Origin of the sequence: Kitasatospora sp. NPDC087861 (assembly GCF_044742585.1) — a bacterium.
GTDB lineage: Bacteria > Actinomycetota > Actinomycetes > Streptomycetales > Streptomycetaceae > Kitasatospora.
The window spans coordinates 76604-94808 of record NZ_JBIUUS010000025.1; the positions used below are offsets into that span (position 1 = coordinate 76604).

Consider the following 18205-nt stretch of genomic DNA (forward strand, 5'->3'; position numbering starts at 1 on the left):
TCATGGCGCAGAAGCGGGAGGCGACGGGTATGCGGAAACTGGGGCACGGGACGCGGCTGATCGGGGTGAGCGTGATCGCCGGGATCGTGGCGGCGGGGATAGCCCTGCCCGCGGTGGCAGCCGCCGGGCTCGGCGCCCAGTCGGCGGCCGACGACTTCCAGAGCCTGCCCGACGACTTCAAGACGCCGCCGCTGTCGCAGGCCTCGACGATCCTCGACGCGCAGGGCGGCACGATCGCCACGGTGTACGACCGCGACCGGACCGTGGTCCCGGCGGACCAGATCTCCCCGCTGATGAAGACCGCACTCGTGGACATCGAGGACAACCGCTTCTACGAGCACGGCGCGATCGACCTCAAGGGCGTGCTGCGCGCCCTGGACAAGAACGCCACCTCGGGCGGCACCGCGCAGGGCGCGTCCACCCTGACGCAGCAGTACGTGAAGAACGTCTTCGTCGACGAGGCGGGCGACGACCCGCAGAAGGTGGCGGAGGCGCAGCGGCAGACGATCGGCCGCAAGATCCAGGAGCTGAAGTACGCGATCAAGGTCGAGGAGACCCTGAGCAAGGACCAGATCCTCACCAACTACCTGAACATCACCTTCTTCGGCGAGAAGGCCTACGGCATCGAGTCGGCCGCGCGGCGCTACTTCGGGGTGCACGCCAAGGACCTCACCCTGCCGCAGGCCGCGATGCTGGCCGGCCTGGTGCAGTCGCCCACCGGCTACGACCCGACGGTCAACCCGACCGCGGCGAAGGACCGGCGCGACACCGTGCTGCGCAAGATGGCCGAGTACGGGCACATCACCAAGGAGCAGGCCCAGCAGGCCATCGCGACCCCGCTGGGACTGAACGTCCAGGCGCCGCAGCAGGGCTGCATCCTGGCCAAGCAGGGCGAGGGCTTCTTCTGCGACTACGTGCGCCAGACGGTGCTCACCGATCCGGCCTTCGGCAAGTCGGCGGCCGAACGGCAGGCGGTGTGGAAGCGCGGCGGCCTGCAGATCCACACCACGCTCGACCCCAAGGCCCAGGCGGCGCTCTACGCCTCCGTCACCGGCCACGTGAACGCCGGCGACCAGGCCGCGACCGCGATGAGCGTCGTCGAGCCGGGCACCGGCAGGATCCTGGCGATGGGCCAGAGCCGCCCGTACGGCGTCGACGACAAGCAGCATCAGACCCAGATCAACTACAACGTCGGCAAGGCCATGGGCGGCGGGCTCGGCTTCCCGACCGGCTCGACGTTCAAGCCGATCGTCGCCGCGGCGGCCCTGGAGAACGGGATCTCGCCGGGCCAGAGCTACACCACCGACTACAGCATCCCGTGGCCGGCGATGACGGACTGCTCGGGCGGCCGGTTCCCCTCCTCCGGGCAGGTGCACAACGACAGCCAGAGCCTCACCGGCCAGTTCGACATGAAGACGGCCATGGCACAGTCGGTCAACACCTACTTCGCGAAGCTGGAGGCCGACGCCGGGCTGTGCAACGTCGCCCGGATGACCGACAAGCTCGGCATCACCGAGCAGGCGGGCGGCGAGAAGCTCCAGGTCGTCCCGTCGATGACGCTCGGCAGCAACGACCTGACCCCGCTGGAGATGGCGGGCGTCTACGCGGCCTTCGCCGCCCACGGCACCTACTGCGCGCCGACCGCCGTCGCCTCGGTGACCGGCCCCGACGGCAGGCAACTGGCGGTGCCGCAGGCGAACTGCTCCGCCGTGATGTCACCCACCACCGCCGACACCGTCACCGCGATGCTCAAGGGCGTCGTCGAGGACGGCACGGGCCAGACCGCCGGCCTCACCAGCCGCGACAGCGCCGGCAAGACCGGCACCACCGACGCGAGCCGCCAGGTCTGGTTCGTCGGCTACACCCCCGAGATGGCCGGCGCCACCGTCGTCAGCGACACCGACAACCCCAAGCCCCTGGACGGCCAGCGCATCGGCGGCACGGTCGTGGGCCAGGCCTTCGGCGGCACCCTGGCCGGCCCGATCTGGCGCGACGCCATGGACGGCGCCCTCGCCGGCACCCCGGCCGGCACCTTCACCCCGGTACAACTCCCCTGACGGGACGGCCCGCGCGGCCCACCGGGCCCGGGGCCACACCGCTGGAATCCGGCGTGGCCCCGGCACCTGGCGGTGATCGTCAGGGACCGTGCCCCTCCAGCGGCTCGCGGAGGACGCGGGACACCGTCGCCCAGGAGGTCCGCGCGGGGGCGGCCTTGTCGGTGTCGTACTGGCCGGTCTTCATCAGCGCGACCATCTCATCGGAGGGCCCCGCCGCCCTGAGGTTCACCTTGCAGCCGGTCTGTCGGGTGGACGCCATCGCCCACCCGGCGAACGTCGTGGCTTTGACCGGCGCCGCCGTATCTGGCGGCGGCAGGTCTGGAACGGGCTTGTACCGCTTGGACGTTCGGTCAGCATGGTGATGATGGCGGGTCTGTTGTTCATGGCACTACTGGTGATCGTTCCGTTCACACTGGCTTCGGTCCGGCAGATGGTCCTGCGATCCGGCCGCCCGGGCTGGCTCTGCCGCCGCCTGACCGCCCGCAGGCCAGGCAGCGGGCTCGGCCTCGGCGCCACCGCTACCGAGGAGTTGCACGCCTTCTTCAACGCCAACAAACGCGTGCAGATCGAGCAGCGACAGGCTCAACTGGTCCTGCGGGACGATGACCAGGCCGGCGCCCCGCCCCGCGTAGGCGTCGACTTGGGCAACGGCACCGCCGTCATTGGCAAGCGAAGGTAGACGCACCGCACCGCACCGCCAAGCCGTGCGTGATCCCGCCCGACACGAGATCCACTTTCGCAAGGCCCTAGCCTGCTGTGGTGACGATCGAGTTGACGATGCTGTCGACGGTCTCCTGCCGGGGGCAGGAGATCACCGCGCCGGGGGTGCGTGGGTTGCTGGCGCTGTTGGCGGGGGAGGTGCGGGGCGGGAGCAGCAGCGGGCGGTTGGTCGAGGGGCTGTGGCCGGAGGAGCAGCCGGAGAGGCCCGGGAAGGCGCTGCAGGTCCTGGTGTCGCGGGCGCGGGCGAGGCTCGGGGCCGACCTGATCGTCAGCACGCCGACCGGGTACCGGCTGGGGCTCGGTGAGGAACAGGTCGACGCCTCCGCCGTGCTGCTGCACGCGGCCGCGTGCGCCGAGAAGGCGCGGGCCGGGGACCACGCGGGGGCGCTCGCCGAGGCCGAGGCGGGGCTCGATCTCTGGGACGGCGCAGGGCCCTCGGAGCCGGCCGACGCGGACCCGGTGGCCGCGCTGCGGGCCGAACGGGCCGTCACCCACCGGGCGCTCACCCGGGCCCGGGCACTCGCGCTGGCCAGGACCGGGCGCCACGCGGAGGCCGCCGAAGCGCTCGCCGCCCTGTTCGCCGGGCAGCCCAGGGACGAGGAACTGCTGCTGGAACTGCTGCGTTGCGAGGCCCGCACCGTCGGATCGGCCGCCGCACTGGCCCGGTACGACGACTACCGTCGCGGGCTGCGGGACGCGCTCGGCACCGACCCGGGCCCGCATCTGCGCGCCCTGCACCAGGAGTTGCTGCGTGGCGAGGCGGCCCCGGTGCGGCGCGGGGTGCCGCACGAGCCGAACGCGCTGCTCGGCCGGGCCACCGACCTCGCCGCCGTGGCACGGCTGTTGGACGGCTCCCGGGTCGTCTCGGTGGTGGGCCCCGGCGGGCTCGGCAAGACCCGGCTGGCCGCCGCCGTGGCCCGGAACGCGCCACAGCGGCTGGTGTACCTGGTGGAGCTCGCCGGTGTCGCCGCCGACGCGGATGTGGCCGGGGAGGTCGCCGCGGCCCTCGGGGTGGCCCCGGTGCCCGAGCCGTCGGCCGGGATCGCCGCCGCCCTCGGCCCCGGGCCCGCCCTGCTCGTCCTGGACAACTGCGAGCAGGTGGTGCGCGGCGTGGCCGAGCTCGTCCATGCGCTGGTCGGCGCCTCCCGCGACCTGCGGGTGCTCACCACCAGCCGCGCGCCGCTCGCCATCTCCGCCGAATCCGTCTACCTGCTGCCGGAGTTGGACCAGGCCACCACCGTCGAGCTGTTCACCCAGCGGGCCCGTGCGGCCCGGCCCGGCGTCGACCTGCCCGCCGGGCCGGTCGCGGAGCTGTGCGACCGGCTGGACGGCCTGCCACTCGCGGTGGAACTGGCCGCGGCCCGGGTGCGGGTGATGTCGGCGGCCGAGATCGCCGGACGGCTCGCGGACCGGTTCGCCCTGCTGCGCGGCGGGGCCCGGGACGCGCCGCAGCGCCACCGCACCCTGCAGGCGGTCGTCGACTGGAGCTGGAACCTGCTCGAACCGCAGGGCCGGGCGGCGCTGCGCGCCCTGTCCGTCTTCCCCGGCGGCTTCACCGCGGAGGCGGCCGAACACCTGCTGGGCGGCCCGGACCCCTTCGACGGCCCCGACCCTTTCGCCGGCCCCGACTCCTTCGCCGGCCCCGACGTGCTGGCCCTCCTGGAAGACCTGGTCGACCAGTCGCTGCTGAGGCTGGCCGACACCCCGACCGGCGGCCGGTTCCGGATGCTGGAGACGGTTCGGGAGTTCGGCGCCGTCCACCGCACCCGGGCCGGGGAGGACGAGCAGGTCGCCGTCCGCTTCCTGTCCTGGGCCCGGGAGTTCGGCCTCGCCCACCACGACGGGCCGTTCGGCCCCGGCGCGGCCGCCACCTGGCGGCTGGTCCGGGCCGAGCAGGACAACCTGGTCCGCGCACTGCGGCTGGCCCTCTCCGCCGGGGACGCGCCGACGACCGTCGCCACCGCCGCCGTGCTCGCCGCGCTGTGGACCACCGAGGGCAACTACGTCCGGCTGGTGGCCCTGGCCGAGGACACCGGCGGCCCGGTCTCCCGGCTGCGGCCCGGGCCCGACCTCGTCGGAGCGGTGCGCACCCTCGCCGCGCTGAGCACCGTCAACACCCTGCTCACGGCCGGCAGCGGCCTCGGCCCGAGCACCGGGCCGCTGCGCCTGCTCGCCACCCTGCGGCGGCTGCCGCCGGCCGCCCCCGGCACCCCGGTGCGGGCGATCGCGGCCGTGATGGCGGCCGTCCCCGAGGTGCTCGGCCCGGACCGGACCCGGCTGGACGCGCTGTGCGCCGCGCCCGAGCCGCTGCTCGCGGGCGTCGCCGAGGCGGTGGCCGGCTACCGCTGGGAGGGCGCGCACGAGGTGGAACGGGCGATCGCCTCGGCGCGCCGGATGCTGGCGGTGTTCGGTCCGCTGCCGGTGCCCTGGCTGCGGGTGATGGCGCTGTCCCGGCTCGGCGAGCTGTACCTGCAGAGCGAACAGGGTGCGCGGGCGTTGCCGCTGCTGCGCGAGGCGATGGGCGCGCTGGACGAACTCGGTGACTGGAACGACATGCTGGGCCTGCGCTGGGGCATGGTGCTCGGCAGCCTGCAGGCGGGGGATCTGGACGGCGCCGAGCACTGGCTGGAGCTGGCCGTGCGGCACCGCCCGGACGACGCCGTCGACCTGCTCTCCCCGGAGCTCGGGGTGCGGGCCGAGATCGCGCTCGCCCGGGGTGAGACGGCGGCCGGCCTGGCGCTGTGGCGCCGGGCCGCAGGCCTGCTCGCCGGCGGCGCCGAGTCGGCCGCCGACCGGTCCTGGGAGCTGGAGCTGGAGGCCGTCTGCGTGGCCGCGCACGCCCGCGGCGGATGCCTCGACCTGGTCGAGCCGCTGGCCGCCGCCCTCCCGGACCGGCTCACCGGGCTGCTGCGGCCCGCGGACGCCCCGGCCCCGGAGCAGCAGCCGGCGGCGCCGCTGGTGGACGTGCCGGTCGCCGGGGCGCTGCTGCTGGCGCTCGGCCTGGCCGGACTCGACCGGGGCGCCCGGACCGGGACGGCGGAGCCGACCGCGACCGGGGTGCGGCTGGTCGCGCTGGCCGAGCGGTTCCGGTGCCTGCGCAGTTTCCAGCCGACCATGGGGTCCGTCGCGGCCCGGCGCGCCGCCGAGGAGGCCGACCCGGGGGAGTACCAGCGGGCGGTCGCCCGGTACGCGGGCCTCGACCGGGCGGCCCTGGCGGCGGAGGCGCTGGCCCTGGTCGGCGCCTGACGAGGAGCCGGCGTCTGACGAGGAGACGGCGTCTGACGGGGGTCAGAGCCGTACCGGCAGCCGCAGCAGGTGGAAGCCGTCGGCCGGCCAGTGGCCGAACTCCAGCTCGTCCCGGCCGGCGCCGAGCGCCGCGCCGGGGCGCCGGATCAGCACCTGGTCCAGCACCACCGAGGTGACCAGCCGTCCGAGCGCCGCGCCCAGGCAGTAGTGGGCGCCGTGGCCGAACGCCAGGTGGCCGTCGCCGCGCCCGAACTCGCGGGCGATGTCGAGCCGTCCGGCGGACTCGCCGTACTCCTGCGGGTCGTGGTCGGCCGCGAGCAGGGCGACGGTCACCGGGTCGCCGGTGCGCAGCGCCGTCCCGGCGAACTCGAAGTCCTCGGTGGCGTACAGGGTGGCGCCGATCCGGACCATGGTGACGTAGCGGAGCAGCTCTGGGACGGCCCGCTCCAGCAGCTGTGGCTCGGCGCGCAGCCGGGCCAGCTGGTCCGGGTGGTCGAACAGGGCGAGCAGGCCGTGGGCGAGGAACAGCGCGGGCGGCGTGATGCCGGTGTTGACCAGCAGCACGACGACGGAGACCAGGTCGTCCCCGTCCAGCGGCTCCTCGCCCTCGCGGGTGTCGTGCACGAGTGCGGAGACCAGGTCCTCGGTGGGCTCGGCCCGGCGGCGGGCGACCAGCTCCTTCACGTGGTCGACGATGCCGATCAGCCCTTCGGCCATCCGGCTGCCGTCGCCGAACGCGAAGTCGCGGATCCAGGCGCGGACCCGGGGCCGGTCGGCCTCCTCGACGCCGACCAGTTCGCAGATCAGGTGGGTGGTCAGCGGGTAGGCGAACTCGCCGAGCAGGTCGGCCGGTTCGTCCTTGGCGGCGAGCTCGGCGAGCAGGTCGGCGGCGGTGCGCTCGACGAAGCCGCGGAGCGCGGCGATCCGGCGGGTGCTGAAGGCGCGGGTCAGCGGGGCCCGGCGGCGGGCGTGCTCGGCGCCGTCGAAGAGGGCGAGGTGGCCGGAGAGGTACTTGGCGTACTCGGCCGGGAAGGCTCCGAACACGGTGGCCATCAGCTCGTCCTGCGGGTCCGACTCCGCCTGGGCGGCGGCGATGGTGGTGCGGTCCCGGACCAGCCGGGGCTCGGTGAGCGCGGCCTTGACGTCGGCGTAGCGGGTGACCAGGCGGACCGGGGTCTCCAGTCCGGGCAGCACGACCTGGGGCAGTTCGGCCTGCCGGCGGAACCCGGCGTAGGCGCCGACCGGGTTCTCGACCTGCTCGGGGCTGAGGTGGACGGTGGTGGTGTTCATGGCCTCGGTTCCTCTCGCGACGGGCTTGCGTGCTCCGACGGCCCGGACTCTGCCGGAGCCCGCCTTCACCCCGGTTTCAGCGCGGTTTCACGCCCACCTCCAGCTGGGCGGCGCTGCGCATTCGACCACCCCCACTGGCCGCAGGCCGCCCGCACCCTGGTCCGCAGCATGAGGGGGCGGTGAGACACCCCAGGAGCCACCGGCGGGCGTCACAGGGCCGTCACAGCTGCCGCCCCGCGCTTGCCCGGGCGGCGGGCGGGTGGGGATCGTGGGAGCGCGCACCGGAAGGGGGAGCGGGATGACCACGGTACGGCTGGCGTTCATGCGGCGGCGGGGGGACGCCGTCGGCCTCGGCTGCGTGCTGGCCCTGGTGACCGTGATCGCACTCGGCGAGACCGGCGCCGTCGGCACCGGGGGGTGCCTGCTGATCGCCGCCGCGATCGTCGCGGGTGCGGCCCTCGGTGGACCGCGCAGCTGTCGGCTCCAGGCGGACGACACCGGCCTCACCCTGGTACGGCTGTTGGTCCGGCGCGGCTACGGCTGGCCGGAGATCCGGGGCCTGGCCATGGAGTTCGACGAGGAGGCCGAGACCGGTGCGCACCGGGTCACCCTGCGGCTACGCCTGGCCGAGCCGCGCGGGCGGCACTGGGGGCCGTTCCTGGGCCGACTCCCGCTCACCGGGGACGACCGGCCGCGCGGCACCGAACCCCGTGCCCTCGCCGAGCTGTTCGCCCTGTTCGGGCGGCGGGGCCTGCCCGTCGACCGGCCCGAGTTCGCCGACGCCGTCCTCGCCGCCCACGGCCTGCCACCGCTCCCGGACCAGCCCGCCCCGCGGGTGCCGACCGGCCCCGTCCCCGCGCCCGGGCAGGCCTACGCCGACGCCCCGGGCATCGAGGACGAGCGCCGGCACCTCGACGCGCAGCGCCGGATCGCCACGGCCTCGCCCCGGCTGCGCCGCGAGTTCCTGCTGCGCCGGGCCGCGATGTGCGACCGGGTCGCGCTCCGGGGCGGCGACGCCGATCCGGAGCAGGTGGCCGGGGCCGTCGTGACGGCCCACCGGCTCGCGGAGCACGACCGGGTCACGGCCGACGACGACCCGCGCGGGTACGTCCGCCAGCAGTACCGGGCCTGGTGCGGCGTCACGGCGTAGGCGGTCCCGGGCCCAGGAGGCGGTCCAGCACTCGGCCGAAGACCAGCCGTCCGGCGCGGGCCACGACCGGGTCGAAGCACCCCGGCAGGCCCGCGATCCGGATCTCCTCCGTCCAGCTCACCTCCGTCCCGACGGCCGCGCCGTCCGGGGCGCGCACCCGGAGTTCGGCCCAGCCGAGGACCGGCCGGCCCCGCTTCTCCAGGCGGCACAGCCCGTCGCGCCCGGCCGCCGGGGCGGTCAGCTCGACGAGCTCCATCGGGTCGTCGAACCGGAACGGCCCGAGGGCGGTCCGGGCCAGGATGGCGTCCCCCGCCCGCCGGCCGGTGCCCCGGGCCACCGAGACCCGGGTGAACGGCACCCGCTCGCCGTGCCGCGGCCAGGCGGTCAGCCGCTCCCAGCAGACGGCCGGGGGCAGCGGCGAACGGCGGGTCAGGACGAAGCGGGCCATGCCTCAGCTTAGGGCGGGTCCGCCAGCAGGGGGGCCAGGGCGAAGAGGTCGGAGGGCCCGGCCTCCTCGGGGAGCAGCACGACCACGGGCGGGCGGGCCGGCGGGCCGAGCCGGGCGACCTCGTAGGCGGTGACGCCGCTGCCGGGTGCGGCGACCAGCGCGACCGGGGCCAGGGACTCCAGCAGCGGGGCGAGCACCGGGCGGTAGGCGCCCGGCGACGGCGGGCCGGAGGCCGGGCGGAGCACACCGAGGGCCTGCGGGCCGGGCCAGCCGCGCGCGGTGCCCGGGTAGCGGGTGTGCGGGGCGTCGGGCGGGGGCAGCAGCAGGACCCAGCCCGCGCCCGGGCGGACGGCCCGGCGCAGTACCTCCAGCCGGACGGCCGGGCCCCGCTCCGCCGGGTCCGGGCCCGGCGGGTGGTCGGCGGGCCCGCCGGGGCGGGGCGCTGGGTGCCCGGCCAGGGTGGAGCGCAGCACCTCGGAGGTGCTGAGGCCGTTCGGCAGGTCGGGGAAGGTGCGCAGCAGGCGGGCGCTCTGGCTGAGGAGTTCGACGGCGTCCTGGTCGGTCAGCAGGGCGCGGTCGTGGGTGGTGGTGAGGACCAGCCCGCCGGTGGCGTCGTAGTGGGCCGCCAGTGTGATCGGGTACGCGGTGAAGGTGCCAGCCGGGACGGGGCTCTCCACGTGGATGCCGTGCGCGGCCAGGTCGGTCTCCAGCCGCAGGTGGTGCGGCGCGGTCGGCTGGTGCTCCAGGACGACCAGGCTGTGCGGGCGCTGCCCGCGCGGGGTGGCACTCCAGCGGTGCGCCTGCCCGGGGGAGACCCACTCGTACGCGGCGAGGTCGAGCACCTCGTCGCGCAGCGCCGCGAGCAGCTGGGGCACCGTCGTGCTCGGGTGCACCCGGACGGAGATCGGCAGCGGGTTGCGCAGCGCCCCGGGCAGCCGGTCGATGCCGTCCAGCGGGATGCCCCGGCCGGAGACCGTGACCGCGAAGCCGACCCGCACCGCCCGGGCCGGTCGGCGCTGCTCGGGCGCCTGCGCGGCGCGGTACAGCAGCAGCGCCCAGGCGGCCTGCAGCGCGCTGCTCTCGCCCGCCCCCCGGGCTGCCGCCCAGCCGCGCAGCCGGACCGCCTCGTGCGGGGTGAGCCGGCGCCGGGCGCGTCCGCTGCCGCGCCGGGCGGGGTCGGGGGCGAGTGGCAGGACGGCGCGGGCGGCGGTCCGGGTGGCCCAGAACTCCCGTGCGGCGTCGCTTCCCTGGGCGGCGAGCCAGCGGGCGTGGTCGCGGACGTCGGGGCGGCGCTCGCCACCGGGCAGGACGCCGCCGGTCAGGTAGGCGCGGTAGAAGGCCTGCAGGAGCAGGCGCACGCTCCAGCCGTCCAGCATCGCGTGGTGGTAGGTGAGCAGCACCCGGGTGGCGGGCAGGTCGTCCGCGTCCTGCGGGCCGGAGTCGAGCAGGGTGGCACGCAGCAGGGCGGGCCGGCGCAGGTCGAAGCCGCGCAGCCGGTCGGCCTCCAGCAGGTCGTCCCAGCCGACCGCGCCGTGCGGGTGGCGGGTCACCTCGGGGACGGCCCGTTCGTGCAGCACCGTCCAGGGGTCGCCGCCGTCGCCGGCGGTGTCGTCCCAGTCGAAGGCGGCGCGCAGCACCGTCTCGTGGTCGAACACGGACTGCCAGGCGGCGGTGAACCGCCCGGTGTCCAGCGGCCCGTGCCAGTTCCAGGACAGCTGCTCGATGTGCCGTCCGCCGTGGTCGGCGCGCCCGATCACCTGGCGCAGCATCTCCCGTTGCAGCGCGCTGGTGGGCACCGTCACGGGCTCCGGCGGGTGCGCCAGTGCCTCCCGCAGCCGCTCCAGCAGCTCGGCGGCGCGCGCGGTGGGACCGGCGGCGAGCCCGACGAACAGGCGGCGGAGCCCGCTCCGGCGGTCCTCGGCCAGGACGGCCCGCAGCCGCGCTCCGGCGGTCAGGGCGCGTCCGAGTTCGGCCAGCACCCGGTCGAGCCCGTCGGGGCCGTCCACCGCCCGCTCCCAGAGCGGCTCCGACCCGTCCGGTACCCCGTCCGGAGAACTGCCCGGCATCCCGCCCGGCATCCCGCCCGGCGACCCGTCCGGCATCCTGCCCGGCAACCCGGCGTCGGTCTCGTCGGGCGGCAGGACGGCGCGCAGCGCGGCGCGCAGCACCTCGGCCTCGTACCCGCCGTGGAGTTCGACCAGCAGGAACTCCGGGAGCCGTCCGCCCCCGCGCGGCGGCGACGACCGCTGCCGGCGGGGCGCGGTGCGGGCCAGCGCGGCGCTGACCGCCCCCGTGTCGAGCCGTCTCGGCGGGCGGGCGGCGGGCAGACAGGGCTCGGGCGACGTGGCGCCGGCCACCAGCAGGGTGACGGGTGCGCTGGAGAAGTGACGGTTCGTCATCGCTGATCAGCGGGCACCGGAGCCCGGTTCCTTCCCGTGGGCCGGCCAGGGTTGCGCCGGGGTTACTGGGTGGCGAGGCCGCCGCAGACGTTCAGTGCCTGCGCGGTGATGCTGGCGGCGGTCGGGGAGGTGAGGTAGCCGGCCAGCGAGGCGACCTCCTCGGGGGTGGTGTAGCGGCCGAGCGGGATGTGCGTCTGGAAGTGCTGGTGGATGGTCTCGGGGGTGGTGTTGTAGGCGGTGGCGTACTCGTGGTGGATCCGGGTGGTGTGCGGGGTGTGCACGTAGCCCGGGCAGATGGCGTTGACGGTGGTTCCGGTCGGGGCCAGTTCCTTGGCCAGCGCCCGGGTGAAGCCGATCACGGCGTGCTTGCTCGCGGTGTACGGGGCGCCGAAGGTGACGGCCTGCTTCCCGGCGGTGGACGCGATGTTGATGATCCGCGGGTGCGCGGTGCCGGTGATCCGGCCGTGCTTGAGGGTCTCCCGGGTGACCAGGAAGACGGCGTTCAGGTTGGTGTCGATGACGTCGTACCAGAGGTCGTCCGTGGTGGTGGCGGTCGGCCCGCCGCCGGTGCGGCCGGCGTTGTTGACCAGCACGGTGATCGGGCCGTGCTCGGCCACCACGTGCCGGATCAGCGCGCTGACCTGGGTGGGGTCGCGCACGTCGCAGGTGGTGCCGTCGGCCTGGTGGCCCTCCCCACGCAGGGTGGCCAGGGCCTGGGTGATGTCGTGGCCGGTGCGTGCGCAGATGAAGATCCGGTGGCCGCGGCTGCCGAGCTCGCGGGCGATGGCGAGGCCGATCCCGCGGGTTCCGCCGGTGATCAGGGCCAGGGGTTTCTCGGGTGCGGTGGTCATGACGGGTCCTGGGGGTGAGGGCGGGGTGGGAGCTCAGGCCGGGTACAGGTTGTAGGTGGTCGGGTGCGCCGTGGTCGGGGTGTTGAGCGTGGGGTCGAGGGTGAGGATCGCGTGGTGCAGGTGTTGCAGGTGCGGGGAGGGCTGGATGCCGAGCTCGGTGGTGAGGCGGTGGCGCAGGTGGTGGTAGGTGGTCAGGGCGGTGGTCTGCCGGCCGGCCCGGTAGAGCGCGACCATGGCCTGGGCGTGCAGGCCCTCGTGGTGCGGGTGCTGGTGGGTGAGGTGGGTGAGCTCGGGGATGAGCTCGTTGTGCCGGCCGAGCCGCAGGTCGGTGTCGATCCGGCGTTCCAGGGTGATCAGCCGGCTCTCCTCCAGGCGCATGATCTCGATGGCGAGGATCGGTCCGGGCCGCACGTCGACCAGCGCGGGGCCGTGCCAGAGCGCGAGGGCCTGCCGGAAGTGGGTGGCGGCCTGGTGGTCGTGGCCGTGGTTGAAGGCGTGCTGCCCCTGGGTGGTGAGCAGGCTGTAGGTGTGGACGTCGAGGTTGTCCGGGTGCGTGGTGAGCTGGTAGCCGCCGTGACGGGTGGTCAGGATGTCCTTGGCGGTGATGTGCGGGGTCGGCCCGAGGCCCTGGGTGATCCGGCGGCGCAGCTGCAGGATGTACGTCTGCATGGTGGTGAGCGCCTGTCTGGGCGGGTTGTCGCCCCAGATCTCCTCGATCAGGGTGGCGGTGGGCAGGATGCGGTTCGGGTAGAGCGCGAGCAGGGCCAGGATCTGGCGCTGCTTGGCGGCGGTGGGGACGACGGAGATGCCGTTGAGGTCGGCGGTGAGGGGGCCGAGGACCTTGAGGTGCATGGCGGTTCTCCTCTCGTGCGCGTGACGTCTGCTCGGGTGGGCGGCGTTCGGCCGCTTGTTCGGGTCAGGGGGATGGTGGGGCGGACGCGTCGCACCCTAGTTGCGTCAACGGGTGGGGGGCGGATTCCTCAAGTGCCCGTCGAGCGCGGTTCCGGGCGCTCTGGTGGGGGCTTCCGGGCAGGCCGGTGCGGCGGGGCGCCGTCGCGGACCGCGGGTGTCCCGCCGGGCGGGCCGGTTCCGGTTCCGGGTACGGGTCTTCGGACGGGACGCCGGGCACCGGGCGCTGCGACCGGGCGGTTCCCGCCGCCGTGACAGGCGGGGCGCCCGGCGCGGACGGGGCCGGGGAACGTACGATCGGCGAATGTCTGACATGACGGAAACCACGCCGGGTTGGCTCGCTCCCGAGGAACTCGAGACCACGCGGGCCAGGATGCCGATCCTGTACGTGGAGGCGGTGCCGGTGCGCGTCGACGACGCCGGCGAGGTCACCGAGATCGGCCTCCTGCTGCGCATCGGGCCGGACGGGACGGTCAGCCGCACCCTGGTGTCCGGCCGGGTGCTGCACCACGAGCGGATCCGCGACGCCCTGCTGCGGCACCTGGAGAAGGACCTCGGTCCGGTGGCGCTGCCCCGGATCCCCGCCTCGCTGCAGCCGTTCACGGTCGCCGAGTACTTCCCGACCCTGGGCATCACGGAGTTCCACGACCCGAGGCAGCACGCGGTCTCCCTGGCCTACGTCGTGCCGGTGGCCGGCGACTGCCGGCCGCGCCAGGACGCGCTCGACCTGGTCTGGTTCAGCCCGGAGGAGGCCGCCTCGCCGCTGGTGCAGCAGGACATGCCCGGCGGCCAGGGTGTGCTGCTCAAGCGGGCCCTGGCGCACGTCGGCTGCCTGGCCTGAGACCCGGTCGGCCTGCACCCGGCGAGGTGCGGGCCGACCGGGCTCCGCAGGTCGGTCGGCTCCGGGCGCGCGTCCCCGCCGACCGGCGTCGGCTCGGCGATGACGGCCCACTCGATCGGGTGACGGTCGGACCTGCCGGGAAGGCCGGGCGACGTCAAGCGGACTGTCGGACGTCCCGATAGAATCCGGCCGCTGTGGGGTGCGCAGGATCGGATGCGGGCCCGGGCGCCGGGGGATCCCGGGCGGGCGGGTGAAACCGCCGGCGCAGGCGCGGCCGGACGGCGGGTGCGTGGCATCACCCGGGTGGGCGCCCGGACCCGCCGGGGCACCGACGTCCCGCAGGCCCCGAACCGCGCGCCGGGCGGCCGTCCCGAGCCCTCGCGGGTCGCCGCGCGCGGGTTGCCGCGCGCGGGTGTCTGCCCAAGCATGGGTGAACGTGATCGGCGGTCGCGCGCAGCGGGGCCGCCCTACCGAGCGGAGCCGGACGTGGCCCCTTACCTCGAAACCGATCAGGACGCCCTGGTGGCGAGCGCACTCGCCGGATTCGCCCGGGCCCACCCATCGCTCGTCGTCCACGACCCCGACCTCGGCTTCGTCCGGGCCCGTGACCGGGCGCCCGGGCGCCGGGTCGGACTGCTCTCCGGCGGAGGCTCGGGGCACGAGCCGATGCACGTCGGATTCGTCGGCCGGGGCATGCTGGACGCCGCCTGCCCGGGCCGGATCTTCGCCTCGCCGCACAACCGGCAGATCTTCGAGGCCTCGCGCGCGGTCGCCGGCGAGGACGGCGTCCTGCACATCGTGAAGAACTACACCGGCGACCGGATCAACTTCGGCATCGCGGCCGAACGGCTGCACCGCCAGGGCATACCGTGCGCCAGAGTCCTGGTGGACGACGACCTCGCCTCCGACTCCGAGTCCGTCGCCGCCGGCCGGCGCGGGACGGCGGCCACCGTCCTGGTGCAGAAGATCCTCGGGGCGGCCGCCGACCGAGGGCTCGGCCTGTCGGAACTCGCCTCGCTGGGAAGCGCGTTGGCCGGACGGTGCCGCAGCATCGCGGTGGCCGGCGCCGCGCACACCTCCCCGGCCACCGGTCGGCCGGCCTTCGACGTGCTGGAGCACCTGGTCGAGTTCGGTGTCGGCATCCACGGTGAACGGGCCGAACTCTCCCTGGAGCGCGAGCCGCTGGGCGTCCTGGTGGGGCGGATGGCGCTGCGCCTGCTGGAGTCGCTGCGGCCGGCGCGGGCCCCCCTCGTCGCGCTGGTGAACGGCCTGGGGGCGACGACCAGCCTGGAGCTGTACGCGGTCCTGAACGAACTGGCCGCCGTCCTGGACACGGGCGGACGCCGCCTGGAGCGCGCCCTGGTGGGCGACTACGTCACCGCGCTCGACATGCGGGGGTTCTCGATCACCCTGCTCGCCGCCGACGAACAGACGCTCGCGCTGCTCGACGCCCCCGCGTACACGGCGGCTTGGCCGGTCGCGGAGTCGGCGCCGGCCCCCGGTCACCAGGAGGTCAGGAGATGACGGGCACAAAGGCATTCGACGGTGTCTTCACGGCCGGCTGGATGCGGCGGTTCGCCGAGGCCGTCGCCGCCACCGAGGAGGAGCTCACCCGGTTCGACCAGGCCGCGGGGGACGGCGATTTCGGGGTCAACCTGCTCACCGGCGTCCGGTGCGCGCTGGCCGCGCTGGACCGGCTGCCGCCGGGGCGTCAGGCCGCGGCCGTACCGCTGGCCGCGGCGGCGGGCGCGTTCCTGGACGAGGTCGGCGGGACGAGCGGGCCGCTCTTCGGCCTGGTGCTCCAGGAACTGGCGGCGGCCGCCGGCACCGGCCCGCTGACCGGCCCGGCCCTGGCCCGAGGCGTGACGGCGGCGCTGGAGGCCGTCCAACGGGTGGGGGAGGCGCGGCCGGGTGACAAGACACTCGTCGATGCCCTGCACCCGGCCGCGCTGGCCCTGCGCGGTTGCGCTCCCGGGGCCCGACCGGACGACTGCCTCGCGATGGCCGCCGCCGCGGCGGCCGGGGGCGTCCGCCGGACCAGGGCGCTGCGGGCCCGCCGCGGTCGGGCCAGCTACCTCGGGGAACGGGCCTCGGGGGTCCCCGACCCGGGTGCCGTGGGCATCGCGCTGCTCTTCGCCTCGGCCGGCGAGGTGCCGCGGACGCTGGACGTCGTACTGCTCGACGACACCGCACCCACCGAGGCCCCGGCCGGCGGACCCGATCCGCTGTGGGGCCCCGAACCGGCCCCCGCGGGCCCGTGACCGCCCGGCCTTTGACGGCCGGGCCCGTGACCGCCGGGCCTTTGACGGCCGCGCCCGCAAGCGCCGGGCTGTCGACGGCCGGGCCCGTGGCCGTGGGGCCCGTGATCGCCGGGTCCGTGACCGCCCGGCCCGGCCGTACGGTGCCCGGCTTCGGCCCGGGTGGTGCTCAGCCGGTGAGGGCGAGAGCGCTCCGGCGCCGGGCCCAGTCGAGCAGCCCCGGCTCGTCCAGGGTGGCGACCCACAGGTCGACCGCCTCCCGCGCCTCGGCCGACGGGTGCGGTCCGACGCCGACGACCCGCAGCCCCGCCTGGACGGCCGAGCGGATGCCGCAGTAGGTGTCCTCCACGGCCAGGCAGTCGGTGGGCTCGGCGCCGCAGAGCCGGGCGGCGGTCAGGTAGACGTCCGGCTCCGGCTTGGGCGCCAGCCCGTCCGCCGGGACCACGATGTGCTCGAAGTACCGGAGCAGCCCGGCGCCGTCGAGCCCGGCCTCGATCACGTCGCGGGGGCAGTTGCTGGCGACCGCCAGCGGGAGGAACCCGCTGAGCCGGCCGACCAGTTCGGCCGCGCCCGGCATGGGGGTCGGGTCGGCGTCGACCAGCGCCCGGAAGCTGACCAGCAGTCGGTCGGTCATCTCCGGCGCCAGCGCGGGATCGCCGGCGGTCTCGGCCATCAGCCGCCCGCAGTCCGAGTAGTGCAGCCCGGCCGCGCGCGCGGTGAAGTCCGGTCCGGCCGCGATGCCGAAGTCCCGCAGCACCTCCGCACGGGCTCCGTGCCAGTGCGACTCGGTGTCCATGAGCGTGCCGTCGCAGTCGAAGACGACGGCTGCAGGGGTCCAGTCGTTGATGCTCTCCACGGTCATGCCTACGCCCTTCAGATGGGATTGGCTTGTGGGATTCACCGAGCGCGCGTCCGGACGGGAGACGACCACGGCGTGGGGGCGGGGTCGGCCGCGACCCGCCCGGGGCCGGAGTCGGGAGCGCGGCAGAACGACGCGCCTCGGCATCCGGGCCGGAGAAAACGACCCGGAACATAACGATCGCTACGTTACGATCGATATGTTTCGCAGTCAAACTTGATGGCGCGATATTTGTCAGGTCTTTACTTCAGTAGCCGAGCACCCCTGCTGCGGTGATATGGCCACCCTGGCGAATATGAAAAACGCACAAATGCTCGTACTCGGTGATTTCCACGACCGCGAGGGGGGCGAACTCGGTGAACCGCAGCGCTCTCATCCGGTACGCGACCGGGCGGGACAGCCGTCCTGCGCTGCGCAGCACCGCGGCCTGCCGGGCCGCCTCCAGCAGCACCATGCCGGGCAGGTGGTCGGACGGGTGGTCAAAGAAGAAGGGGTGCCCCGGATCGCCCGGGCAGACCAGGACCGTGTCGTCCGCGCGGGCCACCACGACATCGGAGGGCAGTGCGACCCCGACCTCCTCCGGCGACGGCGGGTCGGGCGGCGGGCCGGCGTCGCCGGGTGTCCGGGCGGTACCGGCGCCGCGCAGGGTCGGGTAGGCGAGCCGGTCCACGAAGCGCGTCCCGCCCTCGATCCGGGCGAAGAGCGCGCCCCTCGCGTAGCAGTCCACCCGCAGCCGCATCCCCGTGGGCCGGTGGTTTTCGGCCGAAGTCCGAAGGCCGTGCACCTCGGCCCGGCAGAGCACCGTCGCCGGGCCGTCGCCCCTCGGCTCGGCCGCCGGATCGACCCGGCAGGACACGTCGGTGATCAAGAGGTGGGTGTCCCGCGGTACGCCGTAGTGACACAGCGGCAGGTAGATGCCCAGCTGGCGCGCGGTCTCGACGGCGATCAGCGGGTCGTGCCGCTCGCCGCGTCCGCGCGGGAAGGTGGGATGGGAGCGGGGCCACTGGGCCGCCGCCTCGAAGCGGCCGCCGCCCCGGGCCCGGACGTCGGTCAGCAGCACCTCCGCCACGGCGGCGCGGTGCACCAGTTCGCGGGGAACCGTGCGGGACCAGCTGAGCGGTCGGGCGGGATGCCGGGCCGCCGGGGAAGCAGGGAAATCCAGCATCTTCATATATAC

General features: G+C 75.2%; 15 protein-coding genes. 7 read left to right on the plus strand and 8 right to left on the minus strand.

The genetic code is table 11. The features are described from left to right. The first annotated feature begins 2 nt into the window (after window positions 1-2). Window positions 3-2057, plus strand: coding sequence for a transglycosylase domain-containing protein (locus tag ACIOJE_RS29855; RefSeq protein WP_400780348.1), 2055 nt, complete (start codon window positions 3-5; stop codon window positions 2055-2057). 79 nt (window positions 2058-2136) lie between these two features. Here ACIOJE_RS29855 and ACIOJE_RS29860 read toward each other — a convergent pair whose 3' ends face one another. Next, window positions 2137-2316 carry a hypothetical protein gene (locus ACIOJE_RS29860; protein WP_400780350.1) on the minus strand — a complete coding sequence of 60 codons (180 nt, stop codon included), beginning with the start codon at window positions 2314-2316 and terminating at the stop codon, window positions 2137-2139. A 96-nt stretch (window positions 2317-2412) separates the two neighbouring features. Here ACIOJE_RS29860 and ACIOJE_RS29865 point away from each other — a divergent pair, with 96 nt between their 5' ends. Both ACIOJE_RS29865 and ACIOJE_RS29870 read left to right on the plus strand, forming a co-directional pair. Further along, complete coding sequence (locus ACIOJE_RS29865; protein WP_280684207.1) at window positions 2413-2736, plus strand: DUF6191 domain-containing protein; 324 nt, start codon at window positions 2413-2415, stop codon at window positions 2734-2736. Window positions 2737-2816: 80 nt separating this feature from the next. Further along, window positions 2817-6023, plus strand: a complete 3207-nt coding sequence (locus ACIOJE_RS29870) for an ATP-binding protein (RefSeq protein ID WP_400780354.1) — start codon at window positions 2817-2819, stop codon at window positions 6021-6023. A 42-nt stretch (window positions 6024-6065) separates the two neighbouring features. On the opposite strand, the gene ACIOJE_RS29875 is transcribed toward ACIOJE_RS29870, so the two are convergent. Further along, on the minus strand, window positions 6066-7313 hold the full coding sequence (locus tag ACIOJE_RS29875) for a cytochrome P450 (protein ID WP_400780357.1): 1248 nt from the start codon (window positions 7311-7313) through the stop codon (window positions 6066-6068). 298 nt (window positions 7314-7611) lie between these two features. Here ACIOJE_RS29875 and ACIOJE_RS29880 point away from each other — a divergent pair, with 298 nt between their 5' ends. Further along, complete coding sequence (locus ACIOJE_RS29880; RefSeq protein ID WP_400780359.1) at window positions 7612-8463, plus strand: hypothetical protein; 852 nt, start codon at window positions 7612-7614, stop codon at window positions 8461-8463. Here the strand turns inward: ACIOJE_RS29880 and ACIOJE_RS29885 are convergent. From ACIOJE_RS29885 to ACIOJE_RS29900, 4 genes are all read right to left on the minus strand, one after another. Next, entirely contained in the window at window positions 8453-8911 is a 459-nt protein-coding gene (locus ACIOJE_RS29885) for an SRPBCC family protein (protein WP_280684199.1), read from the minus strand. The genes ACIOJE_RS29880 and ACIOJE_RS29885 overlap by 11 nt on opposite strands. Window positions 8912-8919: 8 nt before the next feature. After that, entirely contained in the window at window positions 8920-11310 is a 2391-nt protein-coding gene (locus ACIOJE_RS29890; RefSeq protein WP_400780363.1) for a condensation domain-containing protein, read from the minus strand. A 62-nt stretch (window positions 11311-11372) separates the two neighbouring features. After that, the gene (locus ACIOJE_RS29895; RefSeq protein WP_280684196.1) at window positions 11373-12161 is read right to left on the minus strand and encodes an SDR family NAD(P)-dependent oxidoreductase; all 789 of its coding nucleotides are present in this window, start codon (window positions 12159-12161) and stop codon (window positions 11373-11375) included. A 33-nt stretch (window positions 12162-12194) separates the two neighbouring features. Beyond that, the gene (locus ACIOJE_RS29900) at window positions 12195-13013 is read right to left on the minus strand and encodes an AfsR/SARP family transcriptional regulator (protein WP_280684194.1); all 819 of its coding nucleotides are present in this window, start codon (window positions 13011-13013) and stop codon (window positions 12195-12197) included. A gap of 370 nt (window positions 13014-13383) precedes the next feature. Here ACIOJE_RS29900 and ACIOJE_RS29905 point away from each other — a divergent pair, with 370 nt between their 5' ends. The 3 genes from ACIOJE_RS29905 to ACIOJE_RS29915 all read left to right on the plus strand — a co-directional run bounded on the left by ACIOJE_RS29905 (window position 13384) and on the right by ACIOJE_RS29915 (window position 16172). Continuing rightward, window positions 13384-13911 (plus strand): NUDIX hydrolase family protein, encoded by a 528-nt coding sequence (locus ACIOJE_RS29905; RefSeq protein ID WP_400675956.1) that lies wholly within the window; start codon window positions 13384-13386, stop codon window positions 13909-13911. A 486-nt stretch (window positions 13912-14397) separates the two neighbouring features. After that, a complete protein-coding gene (locus ACIOJE_RS29910; protein ID WP_400780368.1) occupies window positions 14398-15435 on the plus strand; it encodes a dihydroxyacetone kinase subunit DhaK in 1038 nt (345 codons plus the stop codon). Beyond that, the gene (locus tag ACIOJE_RS29915; RefSeq protein WP_400780370.1) at window positions 15432-16172 is read left to right on the plus strand and encodes a DAK2 domain-containing protein; all 741 of its coding nucleotides are present in this window, start codon (window positions 15432-15434) and stop codon (window positions 16170-16172) included. Before ACIOJE_RS29910 ends, ACIOJE_RS29915 begins: the two co-directional genes overlap by 4 nt. Before the next feature lie 166 nt (window positions 16173-16338). On the opposite strand, the gene ACIOJE_RS29920 is transcribed toward ACIOJE_RS29915, so the two are convergent. Both ACIOJE_RS29920 and ACIOJE_RS29925 read right to left on the minus strand, forming a co-directional pair. After that, entirely contained in the window at window positions 16339-17031 is a 693-nt protein-coding gene (locus ACIOJE_RS29920; RefSeq protein ID WP_280684189.1) for an HAD family phosphatase, read from the minus strand. A 244-nt stretch (window positions 17032-17275) separates the two neighbouring features. After that, on the minus strand, window positions 17276-18199 hold the full coding sequence (locus ACIOJE_RS29925; protein ID WP_400780374.1) for a ScbA/BarX family gamma-butyrolactone biosynthesis protein: 924 nt from the start codon (window positions 18197-18199) through the stop codon (window positions 17276-17278). Between the last annotated feature and the right edge of the window lie 6 nt (window positions 18200-18205).

Excerpts from the sequence above, each read along its gene's own strand:
- ACIOJE_RS29855 (WP_400780348.1), top strand. The coding sequence starts at position 3 with ATGGCGCAGAAGCGGGAGGCGACGGGTATGCGGAAACTGGGGCACGGG.
- ACIOJE_RS29860 (WP_400780350.1), bottom strand. The coding sequence starts at position 2,316 with ATGGCGTCCACCCGACAGACCGGCTGCAAGGTGAACCTCAGGGCGGCG.
- ACIOJE_RS29865 (WP_280684207.1), top strand. The coding sequence starts at position 2,413 with ATGGTGATGATGGCGGGTCTGTTGTTCATGGCACTACTGGTGATCGTT.
- ACIOJE_RS29875 (WP_400780357.1), bottom strand. The coding sequence starts at position 7,313 with ATGAACACCACCACCGTCCACCTCAGCCCCGAGCAGGTCGAGAACCCG.
- ACIOJE_RS29880 (WP_400780359.1), top strand. The coding sequence starts at position 7,612 with ATGACCACGGTACGGCTGGCGTTCATGCGGCGGCGGGGGGACGCCGTC.
- ACIOJE_RS29885 (WP_280684199.1), bottom strand. The coding sequence starts at position 8,911 with ATGGCCCGCTTCGTCCTGACCCGCCGTTCGCCGCTGCCCCCGGCCGTC.
- ACIOJE_RS29890 (WP_400780363.1), bottom strand. The coding sequence starts at position 11,310 with ATGACGAACCGTCACTTCTCCAGCGCACCCGTCACCCTGCTGGTGGCC.
- ACIOJE_RS29895 (WP_280684196.1), bottom strand. The coding sequence starts at position 12,161 with ATGACCACCGCACCCGAGAAACCCCTGGCCCTGATCACCGGCGGAACC.
- ACIOJE_RS29900 (WP_280684194.1), bottom strand. The coding sequence starts at position 13,013 with ATGCACCTCAAGGTCCTCGGCCCCCTCACCGCCGACCTCAACGGCATC.
- ACIOJE_RS29905 (WP_400675956.1), top strand. The coding sequence starts at position 13,384 with ATGACGGAAACCACGCCGGGTTGGCTCGCTCCCGAGGAACTCGAGACC.
- ACIOJE_RS29915 (WP_400780370.1), top strand. The coding sequence starts at position 15,432 with ATGACGGGCACAAAGGCATTCGACGGTGTCTTCACGGCCGGCTGGATG.
- ACIOJE_RS29920 (WP_280684189.1), bottom strand. The coding sequence starts at position 17,031 with ATGACCGTGGAGAGCATCAACGACTGGACCCCTGCAGCCGTCGTCTTC.
- ACIOJE_RS29925 (WP_400780374.1), bottom strand. The coding sequence starts at position 18,199 with ATGAAGATGCTGGATTTCCCTGCTTCCCCGGCGGCCCGGCATCCCGCC.